Genomic DNA, 24,309 nt, shown 5'->3' with positions numbered 1-24,309 from the left:
CAGTCATGAAGTCTTAAATTACGAATTACAAATTATGCCTTAGCTACCGTTTCATTAGTAGCTGACCAAAATGGATAGTCTGTATATCCTGTTTCATCGCCACCATAAAAGGTTGCTTGATTTGCTTCATTTAGTGGTGCATTTAAAGCCAAGCGTCGGGGTAAATCTGGATTTGATATAAATAATGTGCCAAAGGCAACTAAATCTGCTGCTTTATTTGCCAGTACAGCATCGCCTTTTTCACGGGTATAACCACCATTGACAATGAGTGTACCTGTAAAGCGATCGCGTATATGACTAGTGGGGACAATTACCCCACCATGTCTAATGTCTGCCTCTGTTGCCTCATAAATATGCAGATATGCCAAATTAAACTGGTTTAACGCTTGAGCCGCATAACCGAATGTCTCCAAGGGGTTGGAGTCACCCATATCATTAAAAGTCCCACTGGGAGATAAACGTACCCCTACTCGGTTAGAATCCCACACAGTAGTTATTGCCTCTGTGACTTCTAACAGTAGTCGGGCGCGATTCTCAATGGAACCGCCATATTTATCTGTACGTTGATTGGTGCGATCGCGGAGAAATTGATCTATTAAATAACCATTAGCTGAGTGAATTTCTACGCCATCAAACCCAGCCGCTAGGGCATTTGCCGCTCCCTGACGGTACTGCTCGACTATCTGCGGTATTTCCGATGTTTCTAAAGCACGGGGAGTTATAAAGGGTTTTGGCCCCTCATAAGTTGCGGCCTCACCTTTAGGAACAATGGCAGAAGGTGCCACAGGTAAAACTCCATTCGGTTGTAAGTCAGGATGAGAAATCCTGCCTACGTGCCATAGTTGCAGAAAAATTCTCCCTCCCTGCTGATGTACGGCATCAGTTACTAACTTCCAGCCCTCCACCTGTTCTGGTGAATGAATTCCTGGTGTAGCGGGGTAGCCCTGTCCTTCAGGAGTTACCTGTGTTGCTTCCGCAATAATCAGTCCAGCAGAAGCGCGTTGAGTGTAGTAGGTAGCATTCAGTTGGTGTGGTACGTTTCCCTTACCTGCCCTGTTTCGGGTTAAGGGTGCCATCACTATCCGATTAGGTAGTTCTAGATTCCCTAATTGGTAAGAAGAGAATAAGTTTATATCAGTAGTCATGTTACTTTGCCCCAATTAAAAATTCACTCATTCAAAATTCATGCTATGTGCAACTTATCCTTAGAACCCCGCTTCCATTCCTCTCCCCCACGTTTAAGAGAAAGTTGCACACGAAGGAAAGAGTTTTCCCAATATCCAATTCTGCGTGCAGTAAATAGACCACGTGGTAGGGCACACAGATGTGGTTCAAATACTAAACAATTGATCGAATAACGCCACCATCTACCCGCAAAGCTGCACCATTAGTTGCTGATGCTACGGGACTAGAAAGATAAACTACGATCGCTGCTACTTCTTCATTAGTTGCAAAGCGTTTGATTAGGGAACTTGGACGCACATTTTGGAAAAACTCAGCCTCAACTTCTGCTGGACTAATAGCACGTTCTTGCGCCAGCTTGGTGATAAAATGTTCAACTCCTTCTGAGCGGGTTGGCCCTGGTAGTACAGAGTTTACTGTGACTCCCGTCCCGACAGTTATTTCTGCTAGACCTCGTGCAATGGCAAGTTGCGCTGTTTTAGTTGTGCCGTAGTGAATCATTTCCACTGGAATCTGAATACCAGATTCGCTGGAGATAAAAATTATCCGCCCCCAGTTTTGCTCTAGCTGCTTTTGCAGATATTGCCGACTCAAACGGACTCCACTGAGGACGTTAACCTCAAATATGTTTAACCAGTCTTCATCAGTAATATTAAAAAACGTTTTTGGCTCATAGATACCTAAATTGTTGATGAGAATATCAACGTGAGGAACTTTTTGAAATAGCTGCTTTACCCCTAATGCAGTGCCTATGTCAGCAACAACACCAGAAACTTTCGCTTCGGGAGTATTTTGCTGAATTTTGGCGATCGCTTGAGCTACTCGTTCTTCAGACCGACCGTTGACAATCACTGATGCACCTTCTTGAGCTAACCCAAGGGCGATCGCAAAACCAATACCTGCGGTTGAGCCACTCACCAACGCGGATTTACCGTGCAATTTCAAGTCCATTTCGCTCTTTCCCCATTAGTTGAAACAGAATTTATGGAGAGATGCGATTAATCGCCTCTGTACGGGAGTAGGAGTCATATTTATTCTTACTCCCCTTCCAGCCACAAAAATTTTTCCGCTTCCCTCTCCTCGTAGGAGAGGGTTAGGGAGAGGTAGGGAAGGGGTTGGGGGTTAGGTCTTTATTAGACTCAACTGAGAAGACTGCAAACTAAATGCATCTCACAACAGTACCTAGATTAAAGATGCTGTGCTAAGGTCTTATTCAAGGTGGTTTTTGGAACTGCGCCTACGACAGTATCAACCTGGCGACCTCCCTTAAAAACCATCAGCGTCGGGATGCTGCGAATTCCATAGTGGCTGGCAACAGTAGGATTTTGATCTGTGTTCAGCTTCACAAATTTCACCTGTCCTTCGTATTCAGCAGCAACTTCATCGACGACTGGACCCACCATCCGGCAAGGACCGCACCACGGTGCCCAAAAGTCCACTAATACCGGAATTTCACTTTCCAAAACTTCTTGCTTGAATGTGGCTTCTGTGACATTTGTAATGGATGACATAAAATTGCCTTCCTAATTAATTCTATAATTCGATAATATCGAATAATAAAAATATATGCCACCTGATGAGATAATGCAACTATGAGATTTCTTTATCATCCAGATAGAAAAAATATTTCTTTACCGGGCGTGCTGTATGCATTGGGCGATCCAGTACGGCTAGAGATTGTGCGGCTGCTGGCGACTGAGGGGGAACAATGCTGTGCCAAATTTGATTTTGCGATCGCTAAGTCTACGATGTCCAATCACTTCAAGATTTTGCGGGAGTCGGGGATAGTCTTTACACGCAAAGAAGGGACACACCACATTAACATCCTGCGGCGTGAAGATTTAGAGGTTCTGTTTCCAGGGTTACTGGATGCGGTATTGAAAGCCGCTCAACCATTGTCTGTTGTCCCAGCTAGTACTAAACAAACAGCTTCAAGGATTTAAGGGCATTGGGCATGAACTGTTTAAGAATCTTCTTGTTTTTTAATCTGTGTTTCTAAATCAGCAAAGATATTATCTTGTTCAAAAAGGTTCCGCCACCGAAGTCAGCAGAACCCTTCCTAAGTATGTCAAAATCTAAGCGTTCAAGAACTGTCATAAAGAAACTTGCAACCAGGATTTAAGTAAGTCGGCACAATAAAACCAAACTGTGTGAAGAAAAGTAAACAAGGCTCAAACCCTCTCTCCCCCTGCCCCCTGCCTTTTTCCAACGATAATTATTTACGCCAACCTACTTATAGCGCCTAGCGAGTTCCTGAAGAAAATTAAGTTCTTCACCTTCAAGATTATTAAATAGATTGTGATACTGCCAGCCACGTTCGTAGCGACTCAGCATTTGTTCTGAAGTAAACCGATACACATCGGCAGTCTGCCAACAAATGGACTCCAGAAAAGGCAGCTTTTTGGGGACAATAACAGGATTATTTCTTGGTGTTGCGGTTGTCATAGCTCTTTTAATCAACCACTTTCGGCTTACTTTTATTTAGATTAGCACTATCGATATCGATATCGAAATTCAATTTTATCCCAACTATAAATTATCCGAACTAGGGTAAACTCTTCCTTTCCAAGCGCCGCCGCGCCCTTGCCAGTGACGGAGTGCTGAGTCTAGAGTCATCAGGGTATAGAGAAAAGCGATCGCAGGTAAACTAAATGCTAACCAGGGAGAACATTTATAAAAGCGGATCGTTGGGTAGTAAGCAAAAGCCATCAACAGCCATCCGAAAAAACCTGTAAATACAATTGGCCAATTGCTCCAAACTGCACCCAGAATTACACATACAGGTGGAACTAGGTAAATCAGAGGCATTCCTACTAAAGTTGCCAATAGTAGTAATGGAGAATAATTCAGTTGGGTATAGGCAGTACGAGCAACCATATCCCAAATCGTGGCCAGCGAGTTATAGGGACGCAAACTGCGAGTCAAAGTACTCAATCCTAGCCAGATACACCCTTGACTGGGGATTGGGTATGGGGTATTGCTTATCCCCCTTGTCCCTTTTTCCCCCACTTCCCTACTCCTCTTAACAGCATCAGCTAGGGCGCAATCGTCAATTAAAGCTTGGCGAATGGCTTGAATACCACCGATTCGCTCTAAAGCTTCTCGACTAATCAGAATAGATCCCCCAGCAGCGGCGGCTGTGGGATTGTTTGGATTATTCACCCAGCGGAAGGGATAGAGTTTTTGGAAGAAAAAGACGAAAGCTGGAATCAAAAGTTTTTCCCAAAAGCTTTCACACCTGAGTCGCACCATTACAGAAACTAGGTCTAAATCTTCCTGCACAGCTTTAGCAACGAGTCGGCGAAGATTACCAGGATCATGTTCGATATCTGCATCGGTCAGCAAAAAATAGTCAGGTGCAAATTTACTAGCGCTTTTTATACCTTGCTCAACAGCCCAAAGTTTGCCCGACCAACCAGGAGGCAGCGATTCGCCTGAGATAATATGCAATTGCTGGGGTTTACCTACAGCATGTGCAACCCCTTCAGCAAAATTTGCTGTCCGGTCTGTGCTGCGATCGTCTACTAAAAACACGTTGAAAGAACCAGGATAATCTTGGAGTAGGAGCGATCGCAAGCTGGTTGGGATCAATTCAGCTTCGTTACGGGCTGGAACAACGGCACAAACTACAGGTAACGATTGTAGCTGAATTTCTTTAACCTCTAATTGCTGGTCTACTCGCCAAAACTGTCCCCAAAAACACAGTAATCCTAACCAAATTGTCAAGGATAAGAGCATCAATCCTAATACAATTACATCCATGACCTATTGCAAATTCTCAGTGACTCAGACACAATACTATGTCTACTGATAGACAAAAAAGTTTTTTTCATCGTATTGCCGTGTTGATAACTAGTGTTGGGTGTTGAGGTTAAATAGTTTTTGATGCAAACACAAGACAGGGTAAAAGTCAATCAAGTCGCAACAGCGATCGCAGCTAGCCAACAATATTTGCTTTCAATTCAAAATCCGGTAGGTTATTGGTGGGCAGAGTTAGAATCCAATGTCACCATAACTGCTGAAACCGTTCTCCTGCATAAGATTTGGGGAACAGACCAAGGCAGACCTTTACACAAAGTTGAAGCATACCTGCGTCAAGAGCAACGGCAGCATGGCGGTTGGGAACTTTTCTACGGTGATGGCGGAGAACTTAGCACCTCGGTTGAAGCCTACATGGCGCTGAGGCTGCTAGGTGTACCAGCAACCGATCCAGCGATGATTAGAGCAAAAGCTTTTATTCTCCAACGGGGTGGTATCAGTAAAACTCGGATTTTTACCAAGTTGCACCTAGCCTTGATTGGCTGCTACAACTGGCGCGGTATTCCCTCGCTACCACCTTGGATAATGCTGTTGCCCAAAGCTTTCCCAGTTAATATTTACGAGATGTCTAGCTGGGCACGTTCCAGTACTGTACCGTTGTTGATTGTATGCGATCGCAAACCTGTTTTTATCACTGACCCAACTATCAACCTAGATGAACTTTACGCTGAAGGTGTTGATCAAGTCCGGTGGGAATTACCCCAAGCTGGCGATTGGACAGATTTATTCCTCACCCTTGATCAGGGTTTCAAGTTAGCAGAAAGTTTGAATTTAGTGCCTTTTCGTGAAGAAGGCATCAAAGCCGCCGAAAAGTGGATTTTAGAGCGACAAGAAGCTACAGGCGACTGGGGCGGCATTATTCCGGCAATGTTGAATTCAATGCTGGCTTTGCGCTGTTTGGATTATGACCCAAGCGATCCGATTGTGGAACGAGGTTTACAAGCAATTGATAACTTTGGTATTGAAACAGAGGATAGCTACCGGGTACAGCCTTGTGTTTCACCCGTTTGGGATACAGCTTGGGCGATGCGTGCTTTGGTAGAATCTGGCATTGCACCAGATCATCCCGCTGTGGTGCAAGCTGGCGAATGGTTACTGCAAAAACAAATTTTAGATTACGGAGATTGGGCTGTAAAAAATCGTCAGGGAAAACCAGGGGCTTGGGCGTTTGAGTTTGACAATCGCTTTTATCCCGATGTAGACGACTCGGCTGTAGTGGTGATGGCACTACATTTGGCGAAACTCCCCAATGAAAAAATTAAGCAGGCTGCGATCGCTCGTGCCCTAAATTGGATTGCATCTATGCAGTGTAAACCAGGTGGGTGGGCTGCTTTTGATTTGGATAACGATCAAGATTGGCTTAACTCCATCCCTTATGGCGACTTGAAAGCTATGATCGATCCGAACACCGCAGATGTTACGGCTAGAGTCGTAGAAATGCTGGGTGCTTGTGATTTGTCAATTGATAATTATAATTTGGAGCGATCGCTTACTTATCTTCTGCGCGAACAAGAAACCGAAGGCTGTTGGTTTGGTCGTTGGGGTGTAAATTATATTTACGGTACAAGTGGCGTTTTATCAGCCTTAGCCTTGATTGACCCTCAAAGGCATAAACTCAGTATAGAACGAGGAGCAGCTTGGTTAGTTGGATGTCAAAATCCAGATGGTGGTTGGGGTGAAACTTGCCGCAGCTACGATGACCCCAGTCTTAAAGGAAAAGGAAATAGTACTGCATCGCAAACTGCTTGGGCTTTAATTGGCCTCTTGGCAGCAGGTGAAGCAACTAATAAATTAGCCCTTGAGAGTATCGAACGCGGAATTGCCTACCTCGTGGCAACTCAACAACCAGATGGTACTTGGTTTGAGGCGGACTTTACAGGTACTGGATTCCCTTGCCATTTTTATCTTAAGTATCATATGTATCAACAATACTTTCCTTTAATAGCTCTAGGTCGCTATCAAACAGCGATTAGAAAAAATTAGTTTGCAGTACATTAGTAGAGGCACGGCGTAACCTGCCCCTACACTTGGCGATATGATTTTGTACTGCATCTGACTGACAAACACTAATTATAAACGTCCAAGTTTTCATAAGTAAAGCTTAAGTTGTAGTTAATACGACTTAAGCATTTGTTATTGTTCCTGAAGCTGGAGTTACTACGGATGAAGCTGGAGTTACTACAGATGAAGTTGTTATAAGTAAAGCTTAAGCTGTAGTTAATAAGACTTAAGCATTTGTTATCGTTCCTGAAGCTGGAGTTACTACAGATGAAGTTGTTATAAGTAACGATTAAGCTGTAGTTAATACGACTTAAGCATTTGTTATCATTCGTGAAGCTGGAGTTACTACAGATGAAGCTGTAGTTAATACGGCTGAAGTTGTAGTTACTACAGATGAAGTTGTTACAAGTAATGATTAAGCTGTTGCTGTAGAGCGTGGTCTATTTACCTGTAAATTGTTATAGAAATAAAGGTGAGGCAAGCCCCACCTTTTTGACTATTGACTCAAAAGTTTTACAGCACCCGCTTGAAGAAAGTCACTAAATCTTCAATATTTGGTGTGTTAAGTAAATCTACTACTTCTGTAGCTTTTTCAGAAGGTATATAGTCATTTGGGACACCGATGATTGAAGTCCCCAAATTTTGGGCTAATTGATACCAAAAAGCCAATTTATCGTCAGCGTTCATTGAAGTATATTCTTCAGTAGGAATCGCTGTTTCCCCTACTTCATCTTGGTTTAGCAACTGACGCAAAGCAAAAAGCTGTTCTGCCTGTGGCAGGTTTTGAATTTGTGCAACTAAATTCGCAGTCCTTTCATTTGGCACATCATTGAGAGCGATCGCTGGAATTTCATCAGAAATTTCAGTATACATTAACGCTAGAACCGTCAGGCGATCGTCTGGACCCAAACTCTGGAATTTTGATACGCTTTGTTCTAAAAAATTGATGTTGGTAGAAGTCATAAACACCTCAAAGTAATTAACTACTTAATTAACTAAAAAAATATTAAGTGAAAATTGTAATTCTGCCTTCAGCCAGTTTGACTATTACTTTGTTCGGAAACACAGCGAAAGAACATCACTTAATTTTGGTAACTCTGTGCTGCTGGCAACAATCACGCCAAGCAAATAACTGTCATTTGATGTATCAGTCTTGAATTGTGATGGTTCAAATCGGCAGAAATTTATGTTAGTAATGTATCTATTCTATTAGTGGGTATTGGATCATAGCTTAAGTATTAAATAACTGTGAAAATTGTCTAGTGTAAGCAGGCGTAGCCAGCCGTATCCCTATCGGGAAGCAAATTACGCGTAGCATCTGTCTGCGAAACGCGGCGCGAATGTAGGGAAGGGATCGCTTCTATTTAAAGTATTAAAAACTGAGACATATAGCTTTCATTGTTCAAGATATTTGTCAGCTATAATAACGTATGGTAAATTAGTTACATTTTTGAATTTTCCTTAGATGTATTTTTGCATTAGTTATGAAAAGAATAATTAAATCTGCAATGTAAAAATTTGAACTATCCCTTTTATACCTTTCTAAATCTTAAACATTTAGCTCTAAATAAAACACTATAAAAAGATGGAACTCTAATATAACCTAAGCATATTTAAACCAACCAAAAGACAGATTAAATCAACTATAATTACTTTTAATATATTGAGTACAAAACAAAGGGCGTTACGACTGTAGGGTGCAACTGGCCTGAGGACATAGATGAGCACAGAGTAAGAGCTTTAGTTTTTACTCTGTGTTTATTTATTAGAAAAAATAAACACACCAGTCATCAAAATACAGCTTGATATTAAGTGACTGGCGAATATAGCAAGGTTTAACAAAAGGGCTATAAATGCGTATAATATGCTTACCCTCCTCGTGAGGGGGAAGCTGCATATAGCAGGCAAGAGTTGGTAACGCTACGCTAACACCAATCACCTAGTTTAAAAAACCTGCTGGAGAGTAAAGACATTCTAATTTCTGAATCCTTCTACTACAACCAAATTAACTTGGTATTACAGTCGTTCTGACCGGATGGCTAAAAAGGTAGCCTCAAGTAGCCTAAAAACTTCAAAAGTACTAAATTTCAGCACCTGCTTTTGGTTCGGCACCCATTGGCGAAACATAATCACGGAAAAGAGTAATCTGTTGCTCAAAGCCTAATCCTTGAATTCTGCCAAACAATGCTTTAGATTCTGAGGGAAGTTCATAGTCAGAAGGTACCGGAATGATAGTACCATTATCCATACCTTGAGATAATCGATACCAAAATAGTAGCTTGGTGGTATCACCTAAAGAACCATATTCACGAGAAATTTGGGTATCTACTTTATTAATCAAGTCACGCTGAACTTGTAATTGTTGTTCGTGAGTTAATTCCTTAACTTGATTAAATAAACCTTCGGCAATTTCTGGGGAAACAGTGCTGGCACCAGGAGCCGCTGGCGTAATTGAGCTACCCATTTCTTTGTAAATGAACCAAAACAAAGCCAGTTGTTGATCTACATCCAACTGTTGCCAAGCTTGAACATGTTCACGAATAATTGGATCGCTCGTTTGTGTAAATGTCATTATTAACTCCAATTGCCATTAATTAGTTTCATTACCAAGGTTATCAAATGTACATTTAGCGTTTTACCCTACTGAAGATAGAAGTCTTGGAATCATAAAGAATAACAATTATAGACAGAACATAAATCGGGTAGAGTGAAGTACTGCATTAGAAATATTACTGTTAGATATAAACCCAATATCAAAACCAAATAATGCTTGGTAAGGGCAAGGTGAAGGAATTGGCAATTGGAATGCGGCAAAATGGAGACATTATCAGGATATATTTCGATGGATAGATGTTAAATTAAATTGTGACAGTGCTTTTGTAAGCACTGTCACAATTTAGCCGCATTATAGTAGCATTAATTGATTAAATCGATTTCCAATTTCTGAATATAGAGTAGGAATACGGCTTCTGCTTTTATTGAGCTTATTCTCGTCGTTCTTGATAATCTTCAGAAGATTTAGGATCTAACTCCCAGCGGGAATCGTCACGCTCCTCTAAAATATCGTTGGTACGCAGAAACGCAAAATCATCCATTTCTAGCCCTACTGCTGCTTCTATCTCTTCAGTTACATTTTGATCGGGAGTGGAAGTACTACCACCAACAGCTTCATCCCCAACTGCGTCTGCATCTTGCCAATAAGCGTCAACATCCCCACCAGTAAGTTCAGGACTAGTTTCTGTGTACTGCTGTCTTTCTGCTCTCATTGAGCGCCCACCAATATTGTATCCTGGCAAGTCTTTCACGCCAGTGCCGTAGGATTCCGTAATTTCCTGTGGCAAATCATTGCTTTCAATTTCGTCATTATGATTTTTTTCTGCCATGATACTAGCCCTTTTCTGCATTCTCACAATAACGTTTTCCTGTCAGCAAGTTGTCTTACTAGAGATGTATAGCTTTAGTAAGAAAATAATCTATCCCCTAGGAACGAAGCTAAACTAACCATCGCGCCATACTATTGTAAATATGAATTCATGGTCAAGCAACTTGTAGTTGAAGTTTTTAGTTATGAGTTAGGAGTTATCAAACCGAAATTATTCAGTAGTCAACTTTTCACTCATAACTATTTTTTATTACGAGCTAAAAGGAAAATTTAATTTTAGCGATCTTTAAGTTTTTATTAATTAATGCTTTTAACGACCTGAATGCTAAACAACAAAACATTAAAGAATTTTGATAAGCGGAGGTAGACAGTGGAATACAACGAATTCATTACACATGTACAAAGCCTTGCCCAATCAGATTCTCGTGAAGAGGCAGAACGTGCTACCCGTGCCACACTAGAAACCCTTAAAGAACGGATAGCAGGTGATGATGCCCAAGAATTGGCTGCGAATTTGCCCCAACAACTAGGCGATTATTTGCGAGGAAGAGAAGGAGATGATGGTGAATCCTTCAACTTGCAAGAATTTATTACCCGTGCAAGCCAAAAAGAAAATATAGAACCAACCACTGCGGCAATTCATGTCCGGGCTGTGTTTGCTGTGTTGCAAAATGCTATTAGCCCAGAACTATTTGCTGCCTTACACACCCATTTTTCTCACGATTATGAAGAACTATTTGGGACTTCACCAACAAGTGAAGTACCTGCTTAGTAGGCAATTAAAATAAATTTCCTCAGGAGAAATCCTAGCTATTTTATTTATTTAACTGTCCTAATCGATAAATATTTTAGCTAGTTAAATACTAGAAATAAACAGGTAATACAATCTATGACTGACCATAACAATCATTCCGGTAAGAAAAAAGTTGCTATCCTCATTGAACAGGCAGTAGAGGATGCAGAATTTACAGTTCCTTATAATGGACTAAAACAAGCAGGAATGGAGGTAGTAGTCCTCGGTTCCCGGATGAATGAAAAATATAAGGGTAAACGCGGCAAACTTAGCATTCAAGCTGATGGTACTACGACAGAAGCGATCGCAGCCCAATTCGATGCAGTTGTGATTCCCGGTGGCATGGCTCCCGACAGAATGCGGCGGAACATCAATACGGTGCGTTTTGTCCAAGAAGCTATACAACAAGGAAAATTAGTCGCTGCTGTTTGTCACGGGCCACAAGTTTTAATTGAAGGTGACTTGCTCAGAGGTAAACAAGCCACCGGTTTTAGCGCTATTGCCAAAGATATGATTAACGCTGGCGCAAATTATCTAGATGAGCCAGTGGTAGTTGACGGAAATTTGATTACATCCCGTGAACCCGCAGACTTACCAATTTTCACCACAGCGATATTAAGCCGTTTGGGTTATGGTGGCAAAGATGCTGCATTGCCGAATGAAAAAGACACAAGTGCTGAATGGTGGAAACTCGCTGATGCTTGGGGCGGCTCAACTAAAGGTGATATTGCCAGAGGTTTAAATACTGCCCTTAGTGGTGAACGTTATGCACTAGAAGCATTTGAAAAATACTTTGAAAAGGATTCAGATAGCGAAGTAAAATCAGTTTTTCAAGAAATAATTGTTAATAAACAGCGCCACATTGAAAAGCTAGAAACTTATCTTCACAGATTGGGCGAAAAACCCTCTTTAGGGGCAAATATTGCTAATCAGTATGCCAAGGTGAAAACTGCCATGACAGGAAGTGATGATATATATCAGTTACGTTCTGCTCTAGGTGATGTGCAAACTGGTATCGGCGATATTGGCAACTTGTGTGCAATGTACACTGACCCAGTAGCAACAGCTATTTTCAAAGAAATTTACCACGATTCATTGAAATATGAACAACGATTGGTAGAACTGTATCGGGCACGGTTAGGCGCTCAGATTCAGCCTCCTAAGCCGACTACAGGGGCTGCTGTTTCAATGTAAGGTTTTTTGAACGTAGACGGCTACCACAGAGGCGCAAATAACACAGAGATAGAAAGAAGAGGATATTTGCGCCTCCGTGGTGAATTTACTGTGATGGAGATATAAAAAAGTGACTTCAACATCAGGTGATAAACCAAGTACCAATCAGGCTGAAGCTAGTGAAGTAGAGCGTTGGGCATCTCTCATTGGTGGCGGTGCGATGGTGCTGATGGGTTTAAGGCAAGGTTCATTGCGGGGAGCGCTGACGGCTTTGGCTGGTGGTGGTTTGCTCTATCAAGGTGCAACAAAGCAAAGCACAATTCAGCAAGCGCAGGAAGCAATAGGGATAAACAAACCCATCAAAGTTGAAAAGACAGTAACGATCAATAAACCAGCAGATGAACTGTATCGCTTTTGGCACGACTTTGAGAATTTGCCCACATTTATGAAGCATCTCAAATCTGTCAAGGTGCATAACGAAAAACGTTCTCATTGGATAGCTAATGCACCTTTGGGTAACAGCGTAGAATGGGATGCAGATATTCTCGAAGACCGAGAAAATGAATTCATTTCTTGGGCTTCTGTAGAAGGTGCAGACGTTGATAATTCTGGGTTTGTTCGCTTCAAAAAAGCACCAGGCGATCGCGGCACGGAAGTCAAGGTTGTTTTGGAGTATAACCCACCCGGTGGAGCATTGGCAGCCACTGTAGCTAAACTTTTTGGTGAAGAACCAGAACAGCAAATTGGTGATGAATTGCGCCGCTTCAAAATGCTAATGGAAGCAGGCGAAATTGCCACAACCGAAGGTCAACCTTCTGGACGCAGCTAGTACCGCAAGGCGGAAGTCAAAAGTCAAAAGTCAAAAGTCAAAAGTTTTTTATATCTAAGGATTTACGCCGCATTGTACTAGTTATTTGCCCAATGCCCAATGCCCAATGATTAATAACTATGAAAGCAGTCTGCTGGAACGGTGCTAATGATGTGCGGGTACAGTCGGTACCAGACCCGACAATTCTTAACCCGCGTGATGCAATTATTAAAATTACTTCCACTGCGATTTGTGGCTCCGATCTACATATTTATGGCGGCTATATTCCCACAGTGCAACAGGGTGACATTATTGGTCACGAATTTATGGGGGAAGTCGTGGAAGTTGGTAGAGGAGTCAACAATTTAAAAATTGGCGATCGCGTTGTTGTTCCTTCTACAATTGGCTGTGGGAATTGCCATTATTGCCAGCGTGATATGTGGTCGTTGTGCGATAATTCCAATCCCAACGGTTGGATTGAAGAAAAACTGTTTGGCAATATCACCTCAGCAATTTATGGCTACTCCCACATGTTAGGTGGTTATGCAGGCGCACAAGCAGAATATATCCGTGTACCCTTTGCTGATGTGGGTGTCGTCAAAGTTCCGCCAGACTTACCGGATGAGATGTTGTTATTCATCTCCGATGCTATTCCCACTGGTTATATGGGCGCAGAATTATGCGATATCCAACCGGGTGATACTGTAGCCGTTTGGGGTTGCGGTGCTGTTGGACAATTTGCCATGATTAGCGCCTACATGATGGGAGCCGAAAAAGTGATCGCGATTGATCGCTTTCCCGAACGCCTGGAAATGGCGAAAAAGTTTGCCAAAGCAGAAGTGATTAACTACGAAGAGGTTAATGCTGGCGAAGCGTTGAAAGAGATGACTGGTGGTCGTGGCCCCGATGCTTGCATCGATGCTGTTGGTTTAGAAGCACACGGCGTTGGTTTAGAAGACTTCTATGACCAGACAAAACAAAAGCTCAGATTGGAAACCGACCGTCCCCACGTTCTGCGGGAAATGATGGTCGCCTGTCGTAAAGGCGGGACTCTATCAATCATGGGTGTTTATGGTGGTTTTGTAGACAAAATGCCATTTGGTGCAGCCTTCAATAAAGGTCTAACCCTTAGGATGGGACAAATGCATGGACAAAAATATATGCATTTGTTATTGCAGATGATTTTGGATGGAAAACTTGATCCATCTTTTGTTGTCACCCATCAATTGCCTCTAGAGCAAGCACCTCACGCCTATCACATCTTTCAACAAAAAAAAGACAACTGTATCAAAGTTGTTCTTAAACCCTAAATGGTGAATAGTCATTCAGTGTTTGGATTTGTACACCTTACATAATGGAATTGAGGTTTTTTATGAATCGAGTAACTTCTTGGCTACGAAATATTCGCATTTCCCAAATCCTTGTAGTTTTCCTGGTAGGATTTATGTTTTTACTGGGTCAAGCTTTTAGTTACGTTAGTGTAGCACAAGCTGATGTTATAACCCCAGAGGGCACTTATTACAAAGGAATACCAGACCAACAAGGTGAAATCAGAAACGATACCCAAAGAACAAAGAGCCAAAATCCATTAAAAGAAGCTGCTGACAATATCCGTGAAAAGCTAAATTTGGACGAAGAAACTCCTAGAGCTACAAAAGAGTTTCTGAATTCTACAAAAAACAAGGTTAGAGAAAATGGTCAAGCATTAACTGAAACTGAAGAGGGTTATTACCGAACTCCTGCTACTACCAGATAATGAAGAGATAGGGTCTAAGCTTATAACAATTTGTCTCATTGTTTGACTAAATATATTGTCGCATAAGCTTTGAGCACTTACTGGGGCGCGATAATTATCGCGTCTCTAAATTAGACCTAATCAAGATATTTATCTTGATATTATTTAGCCATTAATTCTAATTAAGGAATAAATAATTATGAAAGCAGTTTGCTGGCATGGAGCAAACGATGTGCGGGTAGATACAGTTCCCGACCCCAAAATCCTCAACCCACGCGATGCCATTGTTAAAATTACTTCCACGGCAATTTGTGGTTCTGATTTACATATTTATGACGGCTACATTCCCACCATGCAAAAGGGCGATATCCTTGGTCATGAATTCATGGGAGAAGTCGTAGAACTTGGAAGTGCAGTTAAAAATGTGAGCGTAGGCGATCGCGTCGTTGTTCCCTTCACTATATCTTGCGGTAGCTGCTTTTTCTGCAATCGAGATTTATGGTCACTGTGCGACAACTCTAACCCCAATGCTTGGTTAGTAGAAAAGCAAATGGGACATTCACCAGCAGGTCTATTTGGCTACTCTCATTTATTTGGCGGTTACGCTGGTGGTCAAGCAGAGTATGCAAGAGTACCCTTTGCGGATGTAGGCTTGTTCAAAATTCCCGATGGTTTAACGGATGAGCAAGTACTATTTTTAACAGATATTTTTCCCACTGGCTATATGGCAGCCGAGAACTGCAACATCAAACCCGGCGATATTGTTGCTGTTTGGGGTTGTGGCCCAGTTGGACAATTCGCCATCAGAAGCGCATATATGCTAGGTGCGGAACGTGTTATCGCCTTTGACCGCGTTCCTGAACGTCTGCAAATGGCTAAAGAATACGGCAAAGCAGAAGTTCTCAACTACGAAGAAGTGAATATTGGCGAAGCACTCAAAGAAATGACTGGCGGTCGTGGCCCCGATTCTTGCATAGATGCAGTAGGAATGGAAGCACACGGCACTGACTTTATGGCGTTCTACGACCAGGTAAAGCAAGCAGTACGTCTAGAAACAGACCGTCCGACCGCATTACGGCAAGTAATAGTGTCTGCTGGTAAAGGTGGTCACGTATCACTTGCGGGTGTGTATGGTGGCTTTTTAGATAAAATCCCGATGGGTGCTGCCATGAACAAGGGATTGACCTTCAAAATGGGACAAACTAACGTCCATAAATATTTACGCCCCCTGCTAGAGCGGATTCAAAACGGTGAAATCGATCCAACGTTTATCATCACCCATACTTTACCTCTAGAACAAGCGCCCCACGGCTACGAAATTTTTAAGCACAAGAAAGATAACTGTATCAAAGTTGTACTCAAACCGTAAGGTGATTATGAGCGATACCAGCGTTAAAAAAATAGATTCTACCCATTCCCCTAAAGGTAAACTCGGTCAGAAGTATCTTGCTTCTGGTAAATCTCTTTCCATGCGTCTTTGGGAAGACGAACAACCAAGCGAAGACAAAGAACCAAGTTCGCGCGACTATGAAACAGTTGGTTATGTAATTAATGGTCGTGCCGAATTGCACATTGAAGGGCAAATGGTTTTGTTAGAGCCTGGGAGTTCTTGGGTTGTGCCCAAAGGAGCCAGCCATACATACAAAATCCTGGAACCATTCACGGCTGTTGAAGCAACCAGTCCGCCGGCTCAAGTCCACGGACGGGATGAAAACTAAGCGATAGATAACAAGCCGTTTTTAATTGTGTTTAATGGAGGTATTTCGTAGGGGCGCACAGCACAACTGTGCGCCCCTACTGTCTTTTGGTTATACCTTTCTCGAAAGAAGCCAGAAGTTTATGAAATCCTTTCCTAGACAGAACTATAAATAAAAAAGCCCTAGTCGGAATACTTATTTAAAAGTATTTTTTTTATCAGACTAGAGGCTGATGAAGATAAAGCATTTGATTAGTTTCCTAGTAATAAGAGGCTACACAAAATCGCATAAAAGTTTGGCAACTGTTTTGATTTTGCGTCAGCGACATCTGCAATTAACGAGGAATTCAAATGTTTTATCACAATAAGAAACTCCAATATTTTAAGCCGCCAGAAAAACCAGATGCAGTTTACGCAATGAAAATTCAAGAACTCATCGGCGGGACTTTTGGTGAAATGACCGTGATGATGCAGTATCTATTTCAGGGTTGGAATTGTCGAGGCCCTGCCAAATACCGAGATATGCTGCTAGATGTTGGTACTGAAGAAATCGGTCATATTGAGATGCTGGCAACGATGATTGCCCATCTTCTAGATAAAGCGCCGCTCAAAATGCAAGAAGAAAGTGCAAAAGATGCGGTAGTAGGTGCTGTGATGGGCGGTAGTAGCCCACGAGATGTAATTATGGCGGCGGCGATGAACCCCCAACACGCTATTGTATCTGGTTTGGGTGCAACACCATCTGATAGCGTCGGCTATCCTTGGAACGGTCGCTTTATTGTCTCCAGTGGTAACCTGTTGGCAGATTTCCGGTCTAATCTCCACGCGGAAAGTCAGGGACGTTTGCAAGCAGTACGGCTGTATGAAATGACGGATGATCCAGGGGTGAAAGATACCTTGAGCTTTATGATCGCTCGTGATACCATGCATCAAAATTTGTGGCTAGCAACCATTGAGGATTTAGAAAGCTCTGGATTGGAAACCACGCCAGTTCCCAGTTCCTTCCCATTGGAATTAGAGAAACGCGAATTTGCCTATCAGTTCTGGAATCACTCAGAAGGCACAGAAAGTTCTGAAGGTCGTTGGGCGAAAGGCCCCTCAATGGATGGCAAAGGCGAATTTGAGTATGTGGAAAATCCCCAACCACTAGGCCCAGAACCGCAACCTCCTGTGCCCGATCCACGACTGCATGGTACCTCGAAAATGCCACAGACACAAGGCAACGGTTCGAGCGCACCCCCTTTGATTGAGCGTACAAAAACTATTGGTGGCTAATCATTGGCATAGAGTTGCATTCACATCTGTTCTAATAACGCTTGACTCCCCCAACAGGATTGGGGGAATTTTTGGCAGATGAACATATCTTAGCTAGCACTGATTTGGTAGTTTGATAGATTAAGAACGTCGAACCAGTGAGAGCGATGCTAGAAAAGGAATCTTTATCTGTTGACTTCTCCAAAGAAAAGGAAGATGGGTATAAGCGAATTTTTTCGCGATCGCCACTTCTGACCAGTTTGAGTGCAAACTGGAATAATGTCTATTTTGCTTACGACTGGCAAATGGCTGGCGAGACTCCAGAGGTTTTGTCTAAACAGCATGGTGTTGCTATTTTTACCGAAGTGCCAACACCAATTCAGGCAGAACGGACGCTCGATGGTCGCTTTCAAAGTGAGCAAGTAATTCAAGGTAATATTCTTGTCTCCCCTGCTAACATTGGACATCGTGCCTGCTGGGATAGAGCAGGTGGTGTAATTATTTTAGGATTTGAACCAACTGTTTTCGCTCATGCAATTTACGAATCAGTCGATCCCGATCGCATTGAACTTTTACCACACTTTGCCACACCCGATCCACTGGTTTACCAAATTGGGCTAGCCCTCAAATCTGCCCTCGAAAATTATGGTGCAGATAGTCGGCTATATGCAGAAGCAATGACAAATGCCCTAATCGTTCATCTGTTGCAGCACTACTGTACACAGCAACTTGTATTACGGGAATATTCAGGCGGTCTACCAAAACACAAGTTGCAGCACGTGATTGACTATATAAATACTTATCTAGCCCAAGACTTAAGTTTAAAGGAACTTGCAGCCGTTGTCCAAATGAGTTCTCATTACTTTTCACAACTGTTTAAACAATCTACGGGTGCGACTCCACATCAATATATTATTCGCTGTCGAATTGAAAAAGCTAAACAGTTGTTGCTTCAAAGAGAACTTTCCATTGCAGAGATTGCTAGTCAAGTTGGTTTTGTCGATCAAAGCCATCTCAATCGCCACTTCAAGCGTCTCATGGGAGTTACCCCTAAAATGCTGGAACAAAAATATAAAAAATAGGAAAAATGTCCAAAAATCGGACGAATCTACAAGACTACAATCCATATTATTTAAATAATGGAGGCTAGTACCGCAAAGGGGAAATGAAAAGTCAAAAGTTTTGTATATCAAGGCTTTTGCAGTTTTAAAATCTAGCTTGATTTACGCTGCGCTGTACTATCACGATTTGCGATCGTGATTCTAAAAATCAGCATAAAAAGTGTTTCGCTCTATGAATAGCCTCCATCTAACTCCTAACTAAATTTCGCTCTTTATCGAAACAGAATTCAGGAGTCAGGAGTCAGAATTCAGAATAAATTCTGTACGATTGGCGGATAAATAAGTGGGTTTAAAATCACCACCAAATCTACGATTTGGTGCAATCAGTGGCAGGTCTGAATCCACACATTCCTGAATTCTGGCTCCTGAATTCTTCTTCAAATCATTCCTGATCAAAGCGAAGCATCGCCACTCATTTTCAATCTTTGGTAAAGGGAAAATATTTAATTATGACCGTCGGCAGAAGGATTGAAACAAGAACTGAACCTATGCTGCTCAACATGGGACCTCACCATCCCTCTATGCATGGGTGTTTTAGATTGATTGTCACCCTGGATGGTGAAGATGTTGTCGATTGTGAGCCAGTTCTTGGCTATCTGCATAGAGGTATGGAAAAAATTGCTGAGAACCGCAGCAATGTCATGTATGTACCTTATGTTAGTCGCTGGGACTATGCAGCTGGGATGTTTAACGAAGCGGTTACAGTTAATGCCCCAGAAAAATTAGCTGATATTATTGTCCCAAAACGTGCTAGCTATATCCGTGTCATCATGCTGGAATTGAACCGGATTGCTAATCACCTGCTATGGTTGGGGCCATTCTTACTTGATACGGGTGCTGGAACTCCCTTTTTCTACATCTTCCGAGAACGGGAGTTGATTTATGACTTGTGGGAAGCCGCTACAGGTTATCGGATGGTGAACAATAACTATTTTCGCATTGGCGGCGTGGCAGCAGATTTACCTTATGGCTGGGTAGACAAGTGCGAAGATTTCTGCGATTACTTTTTTCCCAAAGTAGATGAGTACGAACGCTTAATTACCAATAATCCCATCTTCCGCCGTCGCGTTCAAGGCATTGGCGCGATCGCTCGTGAAGAAGCCATCAATTGGGGGCTTTCTGGCCCCATGTTACGTGCTTCTGGTGTGAAATGGGATTTGCGGAAAGTAGACCATTATGAATGTTACGACGATTTTGACTGGGAAGTGCAGTGGGATGCTGCTGGTGATTGTTATGCTCGTTACTTGGTACGAATTCGGGAAATGCGCGAATCAGTGAAGATTATTCGCCAAGCTCTCAAAGGACTTCCCGGTGGTGCTTTTGAGAACCTGGAAGCCAAGCGCATGGCAGCAGGGAAAAAATCTGAGTGGGATAGCTTTGATTACCAGTACATCGCCAAAAAAGTTGCCCCCACCTTTAAGATTCCTAAGGGGGAAATTTACGCTCGTGTAGAAAGTGGTAAAGGTGAATTGGGAATTTATCTAATTGGCGATGATCACATCTTCCCCTGGCGATGGAAAATTCGTCCCGCCGATTTCAATAACTTGCAAGTATTACCCGAAATCTTACGCGGCGTGAAGGTTGCCGATCTGGTTGTAGTATTGGGTAGTATCGATATCATCATGGGATCAGTAGATCGGTAATATAGCAAATGCGATCGCCAAATCAACAAATGGGTTCGCCGAAATAACAAATGTGATCGCTAAAGTAACAAATGGGTTCGCCGAAATAACAAATGCGATCGCTAAATCAACAAATGGGTTCGCCAAATCAACAAATGGGTTCGCCAAATCAACAAATGGGTTCGCCGAAATAACAAATGCGATCGCCAAATCAACAAATGCGTAGGCGTAGCCAGCCGTAGGCATCGCCTTTCACTAATTTCTCAATAAACCTGATGCCGTGCGGAATATATCCTGTAATCAATCACCAGCACTTCCTATTGCATTAATCGCAGCCTCCAATGCGATCGCTACATGAGTCCAATGAGTTCCCCCCTGGCAATAAACCACATACGGTTCACGCAAAGGCCCATCTGCTGATAATTCCAAGGTACTCCCTTCAATAAATGTCCCCCCAGCCATGACTACCTTGCTCTCATACCCCGGCATTTCATCTGGAATAGGGTCTAAGTAAGAACCGATGGGAGAATGCTGTTGTATCGCCTTACAGAAGGCAATTAGCTTTTCGGCAGAACCGAGTTTGATTGCCTGAATTACATCTCCACGAGGAGCCAGGGGTGCGGGATTCACTGGATAACCAAGTTTGTCAAATACATAACCAGTTAAGTATGTCCCTTTCATCGCCTCTCCTACCATTTGCGGAGCCAGAAATAATCCTTGGAACAGCAGGCGATTTTGGTCAAAAGTAGCGCCGCCATAACTACCGATACCGGGAGCAGTGAGGCGACAAGCCGATGCTTCCACTAAGTCGGCGCGACCAGCAACATAACCGCCAGCGCTGACAATGGTACCACCAGGATTTTTAATCAATGACCCCGCCACTAAATCAGCACCTACGGCTGTAGGTTCTTTTGTTTCGATAAATTCGCCGTAGCAGTTATCCACAAAGCAAACGGTGTTCGGGTTTTGCTGTTTAACTAAGTGGACGATTTTTTCAATATCGGCAATTGATAAACTAGGTCGCCAAGAATAGCCACAAGAACGCTGAATCAACACTAAACGAGTGTTTTCAGCCACACTAGTAGTTAAAGCTTGCCAATCTATAGTTCCTTCGGAGGTTAGCTCCAATTGTCGGTAATTTATGCCAAACTCGATAAGGGAGCCTTGGCCTTGACCTCGTAAACCAATGACTTCTTCAAGCGTATCGTAGGGAGAACCGACCACTGCTAACATTTCATCTCCGGGACGGAGAACACCAAACAAAGCACAAGCGATCGCATGAGTTCCCGAAACGAACTGCACCCGCACGGCCGCAGCTTCAGAACCCATAACCTCGGCAAAAACTTTATCTAAAGTTTCTCGTCCTAAATCATCGTGACCATAGCCACTTACCCCAGCAAAGTGGTGTGCGCCTACACGGTGATTACGAAAAGCATCCAGCACTCGTTTTAGATTATGCTTGACCTGAGTGTCAATTCCAGAAAAAATTTCTAACAGTGCATGTTCTGCTTGCCGCAGCTGTTCTAAGCTGTTCATCAGTTCCTCGTTCAAAAAAAATTATAGATATGCGGATTTTAAGATCGCGCAGATTAGGCTGGAAAATTCAAATTCAGGTTACTGCATGACAATTGCTACTTCAACCAAACCTCAAATTAACTGGGTTAATACCCTGTTTTTCATTGGACTGCACATCGGCGCTTTATTTGCCTTTGTTCCTGGTAACTTTAGCTGGACGGCAGTTGGTGTGGGTTTCTTGCTGTACTGGGTAACAGGTGGTTTAGGAGTTACTCTAGGATTTCACCGCCTTGTCACCCACCGCAGTTTTCAAACTCCCAAGTGGCTAGAGTATCTATTGGTTTTCTTCGGCACACTCTCGTGTCAAGGAGGCCCAATTGAATGGATCGGGACACATCGCATTCATCATTTAAACTCTGATACTGACACTGATCCCCATGATTCTAATAAAGGCTTCTGGTGGAGCCACATGGGTTGGCTGACTCATTATTGTCCCGCTCACGCTGATGTTCCTCGTTTCACCAAAGACATTGCCGAAGACCCAGTTTATCAGTTTTTAGAAAAATATTTCATTTTGATCCAGGTTGCTCTGGGTGTATTGCTTTTGGCTCTGGGTGGCTGGCCTTTTGTTATTTGGGGAATTTTTGTTCGCATTGTCTGGGTTTACCACTGCACTTGGTTAGTGAACAGCGCTACTCATAAATTTGGCTATCAGAGCTATGATTCTGGTGATAAATCGACTAATTGCTGGTGGGTAGCCGTACTAGTTTTCGGTGAAGGCTGGCATAATAACCATCATGCTTTTCAATACTCAGCTCGTCATGGGCTGGAATGGTGGGAAATCGATTTAACTTGGATGACTGTTCAATTGCTACAAGCGGTTGGTCTGGCTACTAATGTGAAGTTGGCCCCAACAAAAACTAGTTAGGGGTTAGGAGTTAGGAGTTAGGAGTTAAGAGTTAGGACGTGTACCTTTTTAAACTCATCTCTTCTAACTCCTAACTTTTCAAAAAGCTATTTACGGGTGCGCTTGTACCAGTTAGGTTGCTATAATCCGAAGCGCTAATGTGAAGAAATTTTGCGGCAAGTTGCTTTTTGGTAACTTGGTGGAGGATTTTGTTGTTTTTCAGGTGTCCATGACTACATCAATAATTAATAGCCAGAAACTAAGTGACGAGCCTGCTAATTCCGACTTCCGGCTCAAAGATATTATCAAAACCCTGCCACGGGAATGTTTTCAGCAGAACCGTCGCAAAGCTTGGACACAAGTAATGCTCAGTGTCTTGGCAGTTGCCTTGGGCTATTACAGCCTGATCATCACTCCTTGGTTTCTTTTGCCCCTAGCTTGGATTTTTACGGGCACTGCTTTAACAGGTTTTTTTGTAATTGGCCATGATTGTGGTCACAGGTCTTTTGCCAAACGTCGTTGGGTAAATGATTTGGTGGGACACTTCTTCATGATGCCGTTGATTTACCCCTTTCACAGTTGGCGCATTAAGCATAATTATCACCATACTCATACCAACAAGTTGGATGAGGACAATGCTTGGCATCCAATCAGACCAGAAGTGTTTGAAAATTGGGATACAACCCGACAGTCTGCTTTTAAGCTGTTTATGCGTAAACGCCTCTGGTGGGTAGGTTCCATTGGACATTGGGCTGTTGTGCATTTTGATTGGCGGAACTTCAAAACTAAAGACCAATCAAGTATCAAGCTTTCTGTGGCTGTAGTAGTTGTGTTTGCTGCGATCGCTTTTCCGATTCTCATCGCCACAACTGGTATCTGGGGATTTGTCAAGTTTTGGCTAGTGCCCTGGATGATTTACCATTTTTGGATGAGTACTTTTACTATTGTTCACCACACTGCCGCAGATGTTCCTTTTGCGACAGCGAATAAGTGGAACGAAGCTCTAGCACAGCTAAATGGCACTATTCATTGCGATTATCCGCGTTGGGTAGAAATCTTGTGCCACGATATCAACGTTCATGTCCCTCATCATATTTCCACTGCTATTCCTTCTTATAATTTGCGGCTAGCTTACAGCAGCATCAAAGAAAATTGGCAGCCTTATCTGCATAATGAGTGTCAATTTTCTTGGCCTTTAATGAAGCAGATTACAGATGAGTGTCAACTGTACACAACTGATGTTGGCTATAAGACTTTCAACGAACATTACACAGAGCAATAAATAGCACTGTGATTACACT

At 42.7% G+C, this 24,309-nt stretch carries 24 protein-coding genes; 14 read left to right on the top strand and 10 right to left on the bottom strand.

What is annotated here, in order from left to right; translation table 11 throughout:
• Positions 1-32 precede the first annotated feature (32 nt).
• From H6G92_RS22440 to trxA, 3 genes are all read right to left on the bottom strand, one after another.
• The gene (locus tag H6G92_RS22440; RefSeq protein WP_190895864.1) at positions 33-1,145 is read right to left on the bottom strand and encodes an alkene reductase; all 1,113 of its coding nucleotides are present in this window, start codon (positions 1,143-1,145) and stop codon (positions 33-35) included.
• A 193-nt stretch (positions 1,146-1,338) separates the two neighbouring features.
• Positions 1,339-2,133, bottom strand: a complete 795-nt coding sequence (locus tag H6G92_RS22435) for an SDR family NAD(P)-dependent oxidoreductase (protein WP_190895862.1) — start codon at positions 2,131-2,133, stop codon at positions 1,339-1,341.
• A 236-nt stretch (positions 2,134-2,369) separates the two neighbouring features.
• A complete protein-coding gene (trxA, locus tag H6G92_RS22430) occupies positions 2,370-2,693 on the bottom strand; it encodes a thioredoxin (protein WP_012412473.1) in 324 nt (107 codons plus the stop codon).
• A gap of 81 nt (positions 2,694-2,774) precedes the next feature.
• Here trxA and H6G92_RS22425 point away from each other — a divergent pair, with 81 nt between their 5' ends.
• Complete coding sequence (locus tag H6G92_RS22425) at positions 2,775-3,125, top strand: ArsR/SmtB family transcription factor (RefSeq protein WP_190895860.1); 351 nt, start codon at positions 2,775-2,777, stop codon at positions 3,123-3,125.
• A gap of 286 nt (positions 3,126-3,411) precedes the next feature.
• Here H6G92_RS22425 and H6G92_RS22420 read toward each other — a convergent pair whose 3' ends face one another.
• Complete coding sequence (locus H6G92_RS22420) at positions 3,412-3,627, bottom strand: hypothetical protein (RefSeq protein ID WP_190895858.1); 216 nt, start codon at positions 3,625-3,627, stop codon at positions 3,412-3,414.
• A gap of 84 nt (positions 3,628-3,711) precedes the next feature.
• A complete protein-coding gene (locus H6G92_RS22415) occupies positions 3,712-4,944 on the bottom strand; it encodes a glycosyltransferase (RefSeq protein ID WP_190895856.1) in 1,233 nt (410 codons plus the stop codon).
• A gap of 123 nt (positions 4,945-5,067) precedes the next feature.
• Between H6G92_RS22415 and shc the strand changes: the two genes are divergently transcribed.
• On the top strand, positions 5,068-6,984 hold the full coding sequence (shc, locus tag H6G92_RS22410) for a squalene--hopene cyclase (RefSeq protein ID WP_190895854.1): 1,917 nt from the start codon (positions 5,068-5,070) through the stop codon (positions 6,982-6,984).
• A 531-nt stretch (positions 6,985-7,515) separates the two neighbouring features.
• Here the strand turns inward: shc and H6G92_RS22405 are convergent.
• From H6G92_RS22405 to H6G92_RS22395, 3 genes are all read right to left on the bottom strand, one after another.
• Positions 7,516-7,965, bottom strand: coding sequence for an orange carotenoid protein N-terminal domain-containing protein (locus H6G92_RS22405; protein ID WP_190895852.1), 450 nt, complete (start codon positions 7,963-7,965; stop codon positions 7,516-7,518).
• A gap of 1,117 nt (positions 7,966-9,082) precedes the next feature.
• The gene (locus H6G92_RS22400) at positions 9,083-9,574 is read right to left on the bottom strand and encodes an orange carotenoid protein N-terminal domain-containing protein (protein ID WP_190895850.1); all 492 of its coding nucleotides are present in this window, start codon (positions 9,572-9,574) and stop codon (positions 9,083-9,085) included.
• A gap of 412 nt (positions 9,575-9,986) precedes the next feature.
• Complete coding sequence (locus tag H6G92_RS22395) at positions 9,987-10,385, bottom strand: DUF6335 family protein (protein WP_190895848.1); 399 nt, start codon at positions 10,383-10,385, stop codon at positions 9,987-9,989.
• Between the two features lie 369 nt (positions 10,386-10,754).
• Here H6G92_RS22395 and H6G92_RS22390 point away from each other — a divergent pair, with 369 nt between their 5' ends.
• From H6G92_RS22390 to H6G92_RS22345, 10 genes are all read left to right on the top strand, one after another.
• Positions 10,755-11,156 (top strand): DUF2267 domain-containing protein, encoded by a 402-nt coding sequence (locus tag H6G92_RS22390; RefSeq protein WP_190895846.1) that lies wholly within the window; start codon positions 10,755-10,757, stop codon positions 11,154-11,156.
• A 117-nt stretch (positions 11,157-11,273) separates the two neighbouring features.
• On the top strand, positions 11,274-12,371 hold the full coding sequence (locus H6G92_RS22385) for a DJ-1/PfpI/YhbO family deglycase/protease (RefSeq protein WP_190895844.1): 1,098 nt from the start codon (positions 11,274-11,276) through the stop codon (positions 12,369-12,371).
• Between the two features lie 109 nt (positions 12,372-12,480).
• Positions 12,481-13,179 (top strand): SRPBCC family protein, encoded by a 699-nt coding sequence (locus tag H6G92_RS22380; protein ID WP_190895842.1) that lies wholly within the window; start codon positions 12,481-12,483, stop codon positions 13,177-13,179.
• 119 nt (positions 13,180-13,298) lie between these two features.
• Complete coding sequence (locus H6G92_RS22375; RefSeq protein WP_190895840.1) at positions 13,299-14,468, top strand: zinc-dependent alcohol dehydrogenase; 1,170 nt, start codon at positions 13,299-13,301, stop codon at positions 14,466-14,468.
• Positions 14,469-14,530: 62 nt separating this feature from the next.
• Positions 14,531-14,914, top strand: coding sequence for a hypothetical protein (locus tag H6G92_RS22370; protein WP_190895838.1), 384 nt, complete (start codon positions 14,531-14,533; stop codon positions 14,912-14,914).
• Between the two features lie 178 nt (positions 14,915-15,092).
• Complete coding sequence (locus tag H6G92_RS22365; protein ID WP_190895836.1) at positions 15,093-16,262, top strand: zinc-dependent alcohol dehydrogenase; 1,170 nt, start codon at positions 15,093-15,095, stop codon at positions 16,260-16,262.
• A gap of 7 nt (positions 16,263-16,269) precedes the next feature.
• Positions 16,270-16,611: a cupin domain-containing protein gene (locus H6G92_RS22360; protein ID WP_190895834.1), complete on the top strand. Its 342-nt coding sequence runs from the start codon at positions 16,270-16,272 to the stop codon at positions 16,609-16,611.
• A 329-nt stretch (positions 16,612-16,940) separates the two neighbouring features.
• Positions 16,941-17,864 (top strand): manganese catalase family protein, encoded by a 924-nt coding sequence (locus H6G92_RS22355; protein ID WP_190895832.1) that lies wholly within the window; start codon positions 16,941-16,943, stop codon positions 17,862-17,864.
• Positions 17,865-18,010: 146 nt separating this feature from the next.
• Positions 18,011-18,925 carry an AraC family transcriptional regulator gene (locus H6G92_RS22350; protein ID WP_190895830.1) on the top strand — a complete coding sequence of 305 codons (915 nt, stop codon included), beginning with the start codon at positions 18,011-18,013 and terminating at the stop codon, positions 18,923-18,925.
• Positions 18,926-19,413: 488 nt separating this feature from the next.
• Positions 19,414-20,607: an NAD(P)H-quinone oxidoreductase subunit H gene (locus tag H6G92_RS22345; RefSeq protein WP_190895828.1), complete on the top strand. Its 1,194-nt coding sequence runs from the start codon at positions 19,414-19,416 to the stop codon at positions 20,605-20,607.
• Here H6G92_RS22345 and H6G92_RS22340 read toward each other — a convergent pair.
• Entirely contained in the window at positions 20,593-20,832 is a 240-nt protein-coding gene (locus tag H6G92_RS22340; RefSeq protein WP_190895827.1) for a hypothetical protein, read from the bottom strand. The two genes, H6G92_RS22345 and H6G92_RS22340, sit on opposite strands and share 15 nt — an antisense overlap.
• 54 nt (positions 20,833-20,886) lie before the next feature.
• Entirely contained in the window at positions 20,887-22,122 is a 1,236-nt protein-coding gene (locus tag H6G92_RS22335; RefSeq protein ID WP_190895825.1) for a methionine gamma-lyase family protein, read from the bottom strand.
• Between the two features lie 85 nt (positions 22,123-22,207).
• On the opposite strand from H6G92_RS22335, the gene H6G92_RS22330 reads away from it, so the two are divergent.
• Both H6G92_RS22330 and H6G92_RS22325 read left to right on the top strand, forming a co-directional pair.
• On the top strand, positions 22,208-23,029 hold the full coding sequence (locus H6G92_RS22330) for an acyl-CoA desaturase (RefSeq protein WP_190895823.1): 822 nt from the start codon (positions 22,208-22,210) through the stop codon (positions 23,027-23,029).
• Between the two features lie 208 nt (positions 23,030-23,237).
• Positions 23,238-24,290 carry a fatty acid desaturase gene (locus H6G92_RS22325; RefSeq protein WP_190895821.1) on the top strand — a complete coding sequence of 351 codons (1,053 nt, stop codon included), beginning with the start codon at positions 23,238-23,240 and terminating at the stop codon, positions 24,288-24,290.
• The last annotated feature ends 19 nt before the right edge of the window (positions 24,291-24,309 follow it).

Source organism: Nostoc foliaceum FACHB-393 (assembly GCF_014698505.1).
In the GTDB taxonomy this organism is placed as follows: Bacteria; Cyanobacteriota; Cyanobacteriia; order Cyanobacteriales; family Nostocaceae; genus Nostoc; species Nostoc foliaceum_A.
This window is presented reverse-complemented; position numbering and strand designations above follow the sequence as displayed.

Bases quoted from the DNA above. Each gene is read 5' to 3' on its own strand.
- H6G92_RS22350 (WP_190895830.1), top strand. From the start codon at position 18,011: ATGCTAGAAAAGGAATCTTTATCTGTTGACTTCTCCAAAGAAAAGGAA.
- H6G92_RS22335 (WP_190895825.1), bottom strand. From the start codon at position 22,122: ATGAACAGCTTAGAACAGCTGCGGCAAGCAGAACATGCACTGTTAGAA.
- H6G92_RS22395 (WP_190895848.1), bottom strand. From the start codon at position 10,385: ATGGCAGAAAAAAATCATAATGACGAAATTGAAAGCAATGATTTGCCA.
- H6G92_RS22355 (WP_190895832.1), top strand. From the start codon at position 16,941: ATGTTTTATCACAATAAGAAACTCCAATATTTTAAGCCGCCAGAAAAA.
- H6G92_RS22365 (WP_190895836.1), top strand. From the start codon at position 15,093: ATGAAAGCAGTTTGCTGGCATGGAGCAAACGATGTGCGGGTAGATACA.
- H6G92_RS22385 (WP_190895844.1), top strand. From the start codon at position 11,274: ATGACTGACCATAACAATCATTCCGGTAAGAAAAAAGTTGCTATCCTC.
- H6G92_RS22370 (WP_190895838.1), top strand. From the start codon at position 14,531: ATGAATCGAGTAACTTCTTGGCTACGAAATATTCGCATTTCCCAAATC.
- H6G92_RS22405 (WP_190895852.1), bottom strand. From the start codon at position 7,965: ATGACTTCTACCAACATCAATTTTTTAGAACAAAGCGTATCAAAATTC.
- H6G92_RS22375 (WP_190895840.1), top strand. From the start codon at position 13,299: ATGAAAGCAGTCTGCTGGAACGGTGCTAATGATGTGCGGGTACAGTCG.
- H6G92_RS22415 (WP_190895856.1), bottom strand. From the start codon at position 4,944: ATGGATGTAATTGTATTAGGATTGATGCTCTTATCCTTGACAATTTGG.
- H6G92_RS22420 (WP_190895858.1), bottom strand. From the start codon at position 3,627: ATGACAACCGCAACACCAAGAAATAATCCTGTTATTGTCCCCAAAAAG.
- H6G92_RS22345 (WP_190895828.1), top strand. From the start codon at position 19,414: ATGACCGTCGGCAGAAGGATTGAAACAAGAACTGAACCTATGCTGCTC.
- H6G92_RS22340 (WP_190895827.1), bottom strand. From the start codon at position 20,832: ATGCCTACGGCTGGCTACGCCTACGCATTTGTTGATTTGGCGATCGCA.
- trxA (WP_012412473.1), bottom strand. From the start codon at position 2,693: ATGTCATCCATTACAAATGTCACAGAAGCCACATTCAAGCAAGAAGTT.
- H6G92_RS22440 (WP_190895864.1), bottom strand. From the start codon at position 1,145: ATGACTACTGATATAAACTTATTCTCTTCTTACCAATTAGGGAATCTA.
- H6G92_RS22325 (WP_190895821.1), top strand. From the start codon at position 23,238: ATGACTACATCAATAATTAATAGCCAGAAACTAAGTGACGAGCCTGCT.
- H6G92_RS22360 (WP_190895834.1), top strand. From the start codon at position 16,270: ATGAGCGATACCAGCGTTAAAAAAATAGATTCTACCCATTCCCCTAAA.
- H6G92_RS22425 (WP_190895860.1), top strand. From the start codon at position 2,775: ATGAGATTTCTTTATCATCCAGATAGAAAAAATATTTCTTTACCGGGC.
- H6G92_RS22330 (WP_190895823.1), top strand. From the start codon at position 22,208: ATGACAATTGCTACTTCAACCAAACCTCAAATTAACTGGGTTAATACC.
- shc (WP_190895854.1), top strand. From the start codon at position 5,068: ATGCAAACACAAGACAGGGTAAAAGTCAATCAAGTCGCAACAGCGATC.
- H6G92_RS22435 (WP_190895862.1), bottom strand. From the start codon at position 2,133: ATGGACTTGAAATTGCACGGTAAATCCGCGTTGGTGAGTGGCTCAACC.
- H6G92_RS22400 (WP_190895850.1), bottom strand. From the start codon at position 9,574: ATGACATTTACACAAACGAGCGATCCAATTATTCGTGAACATGTTCAA.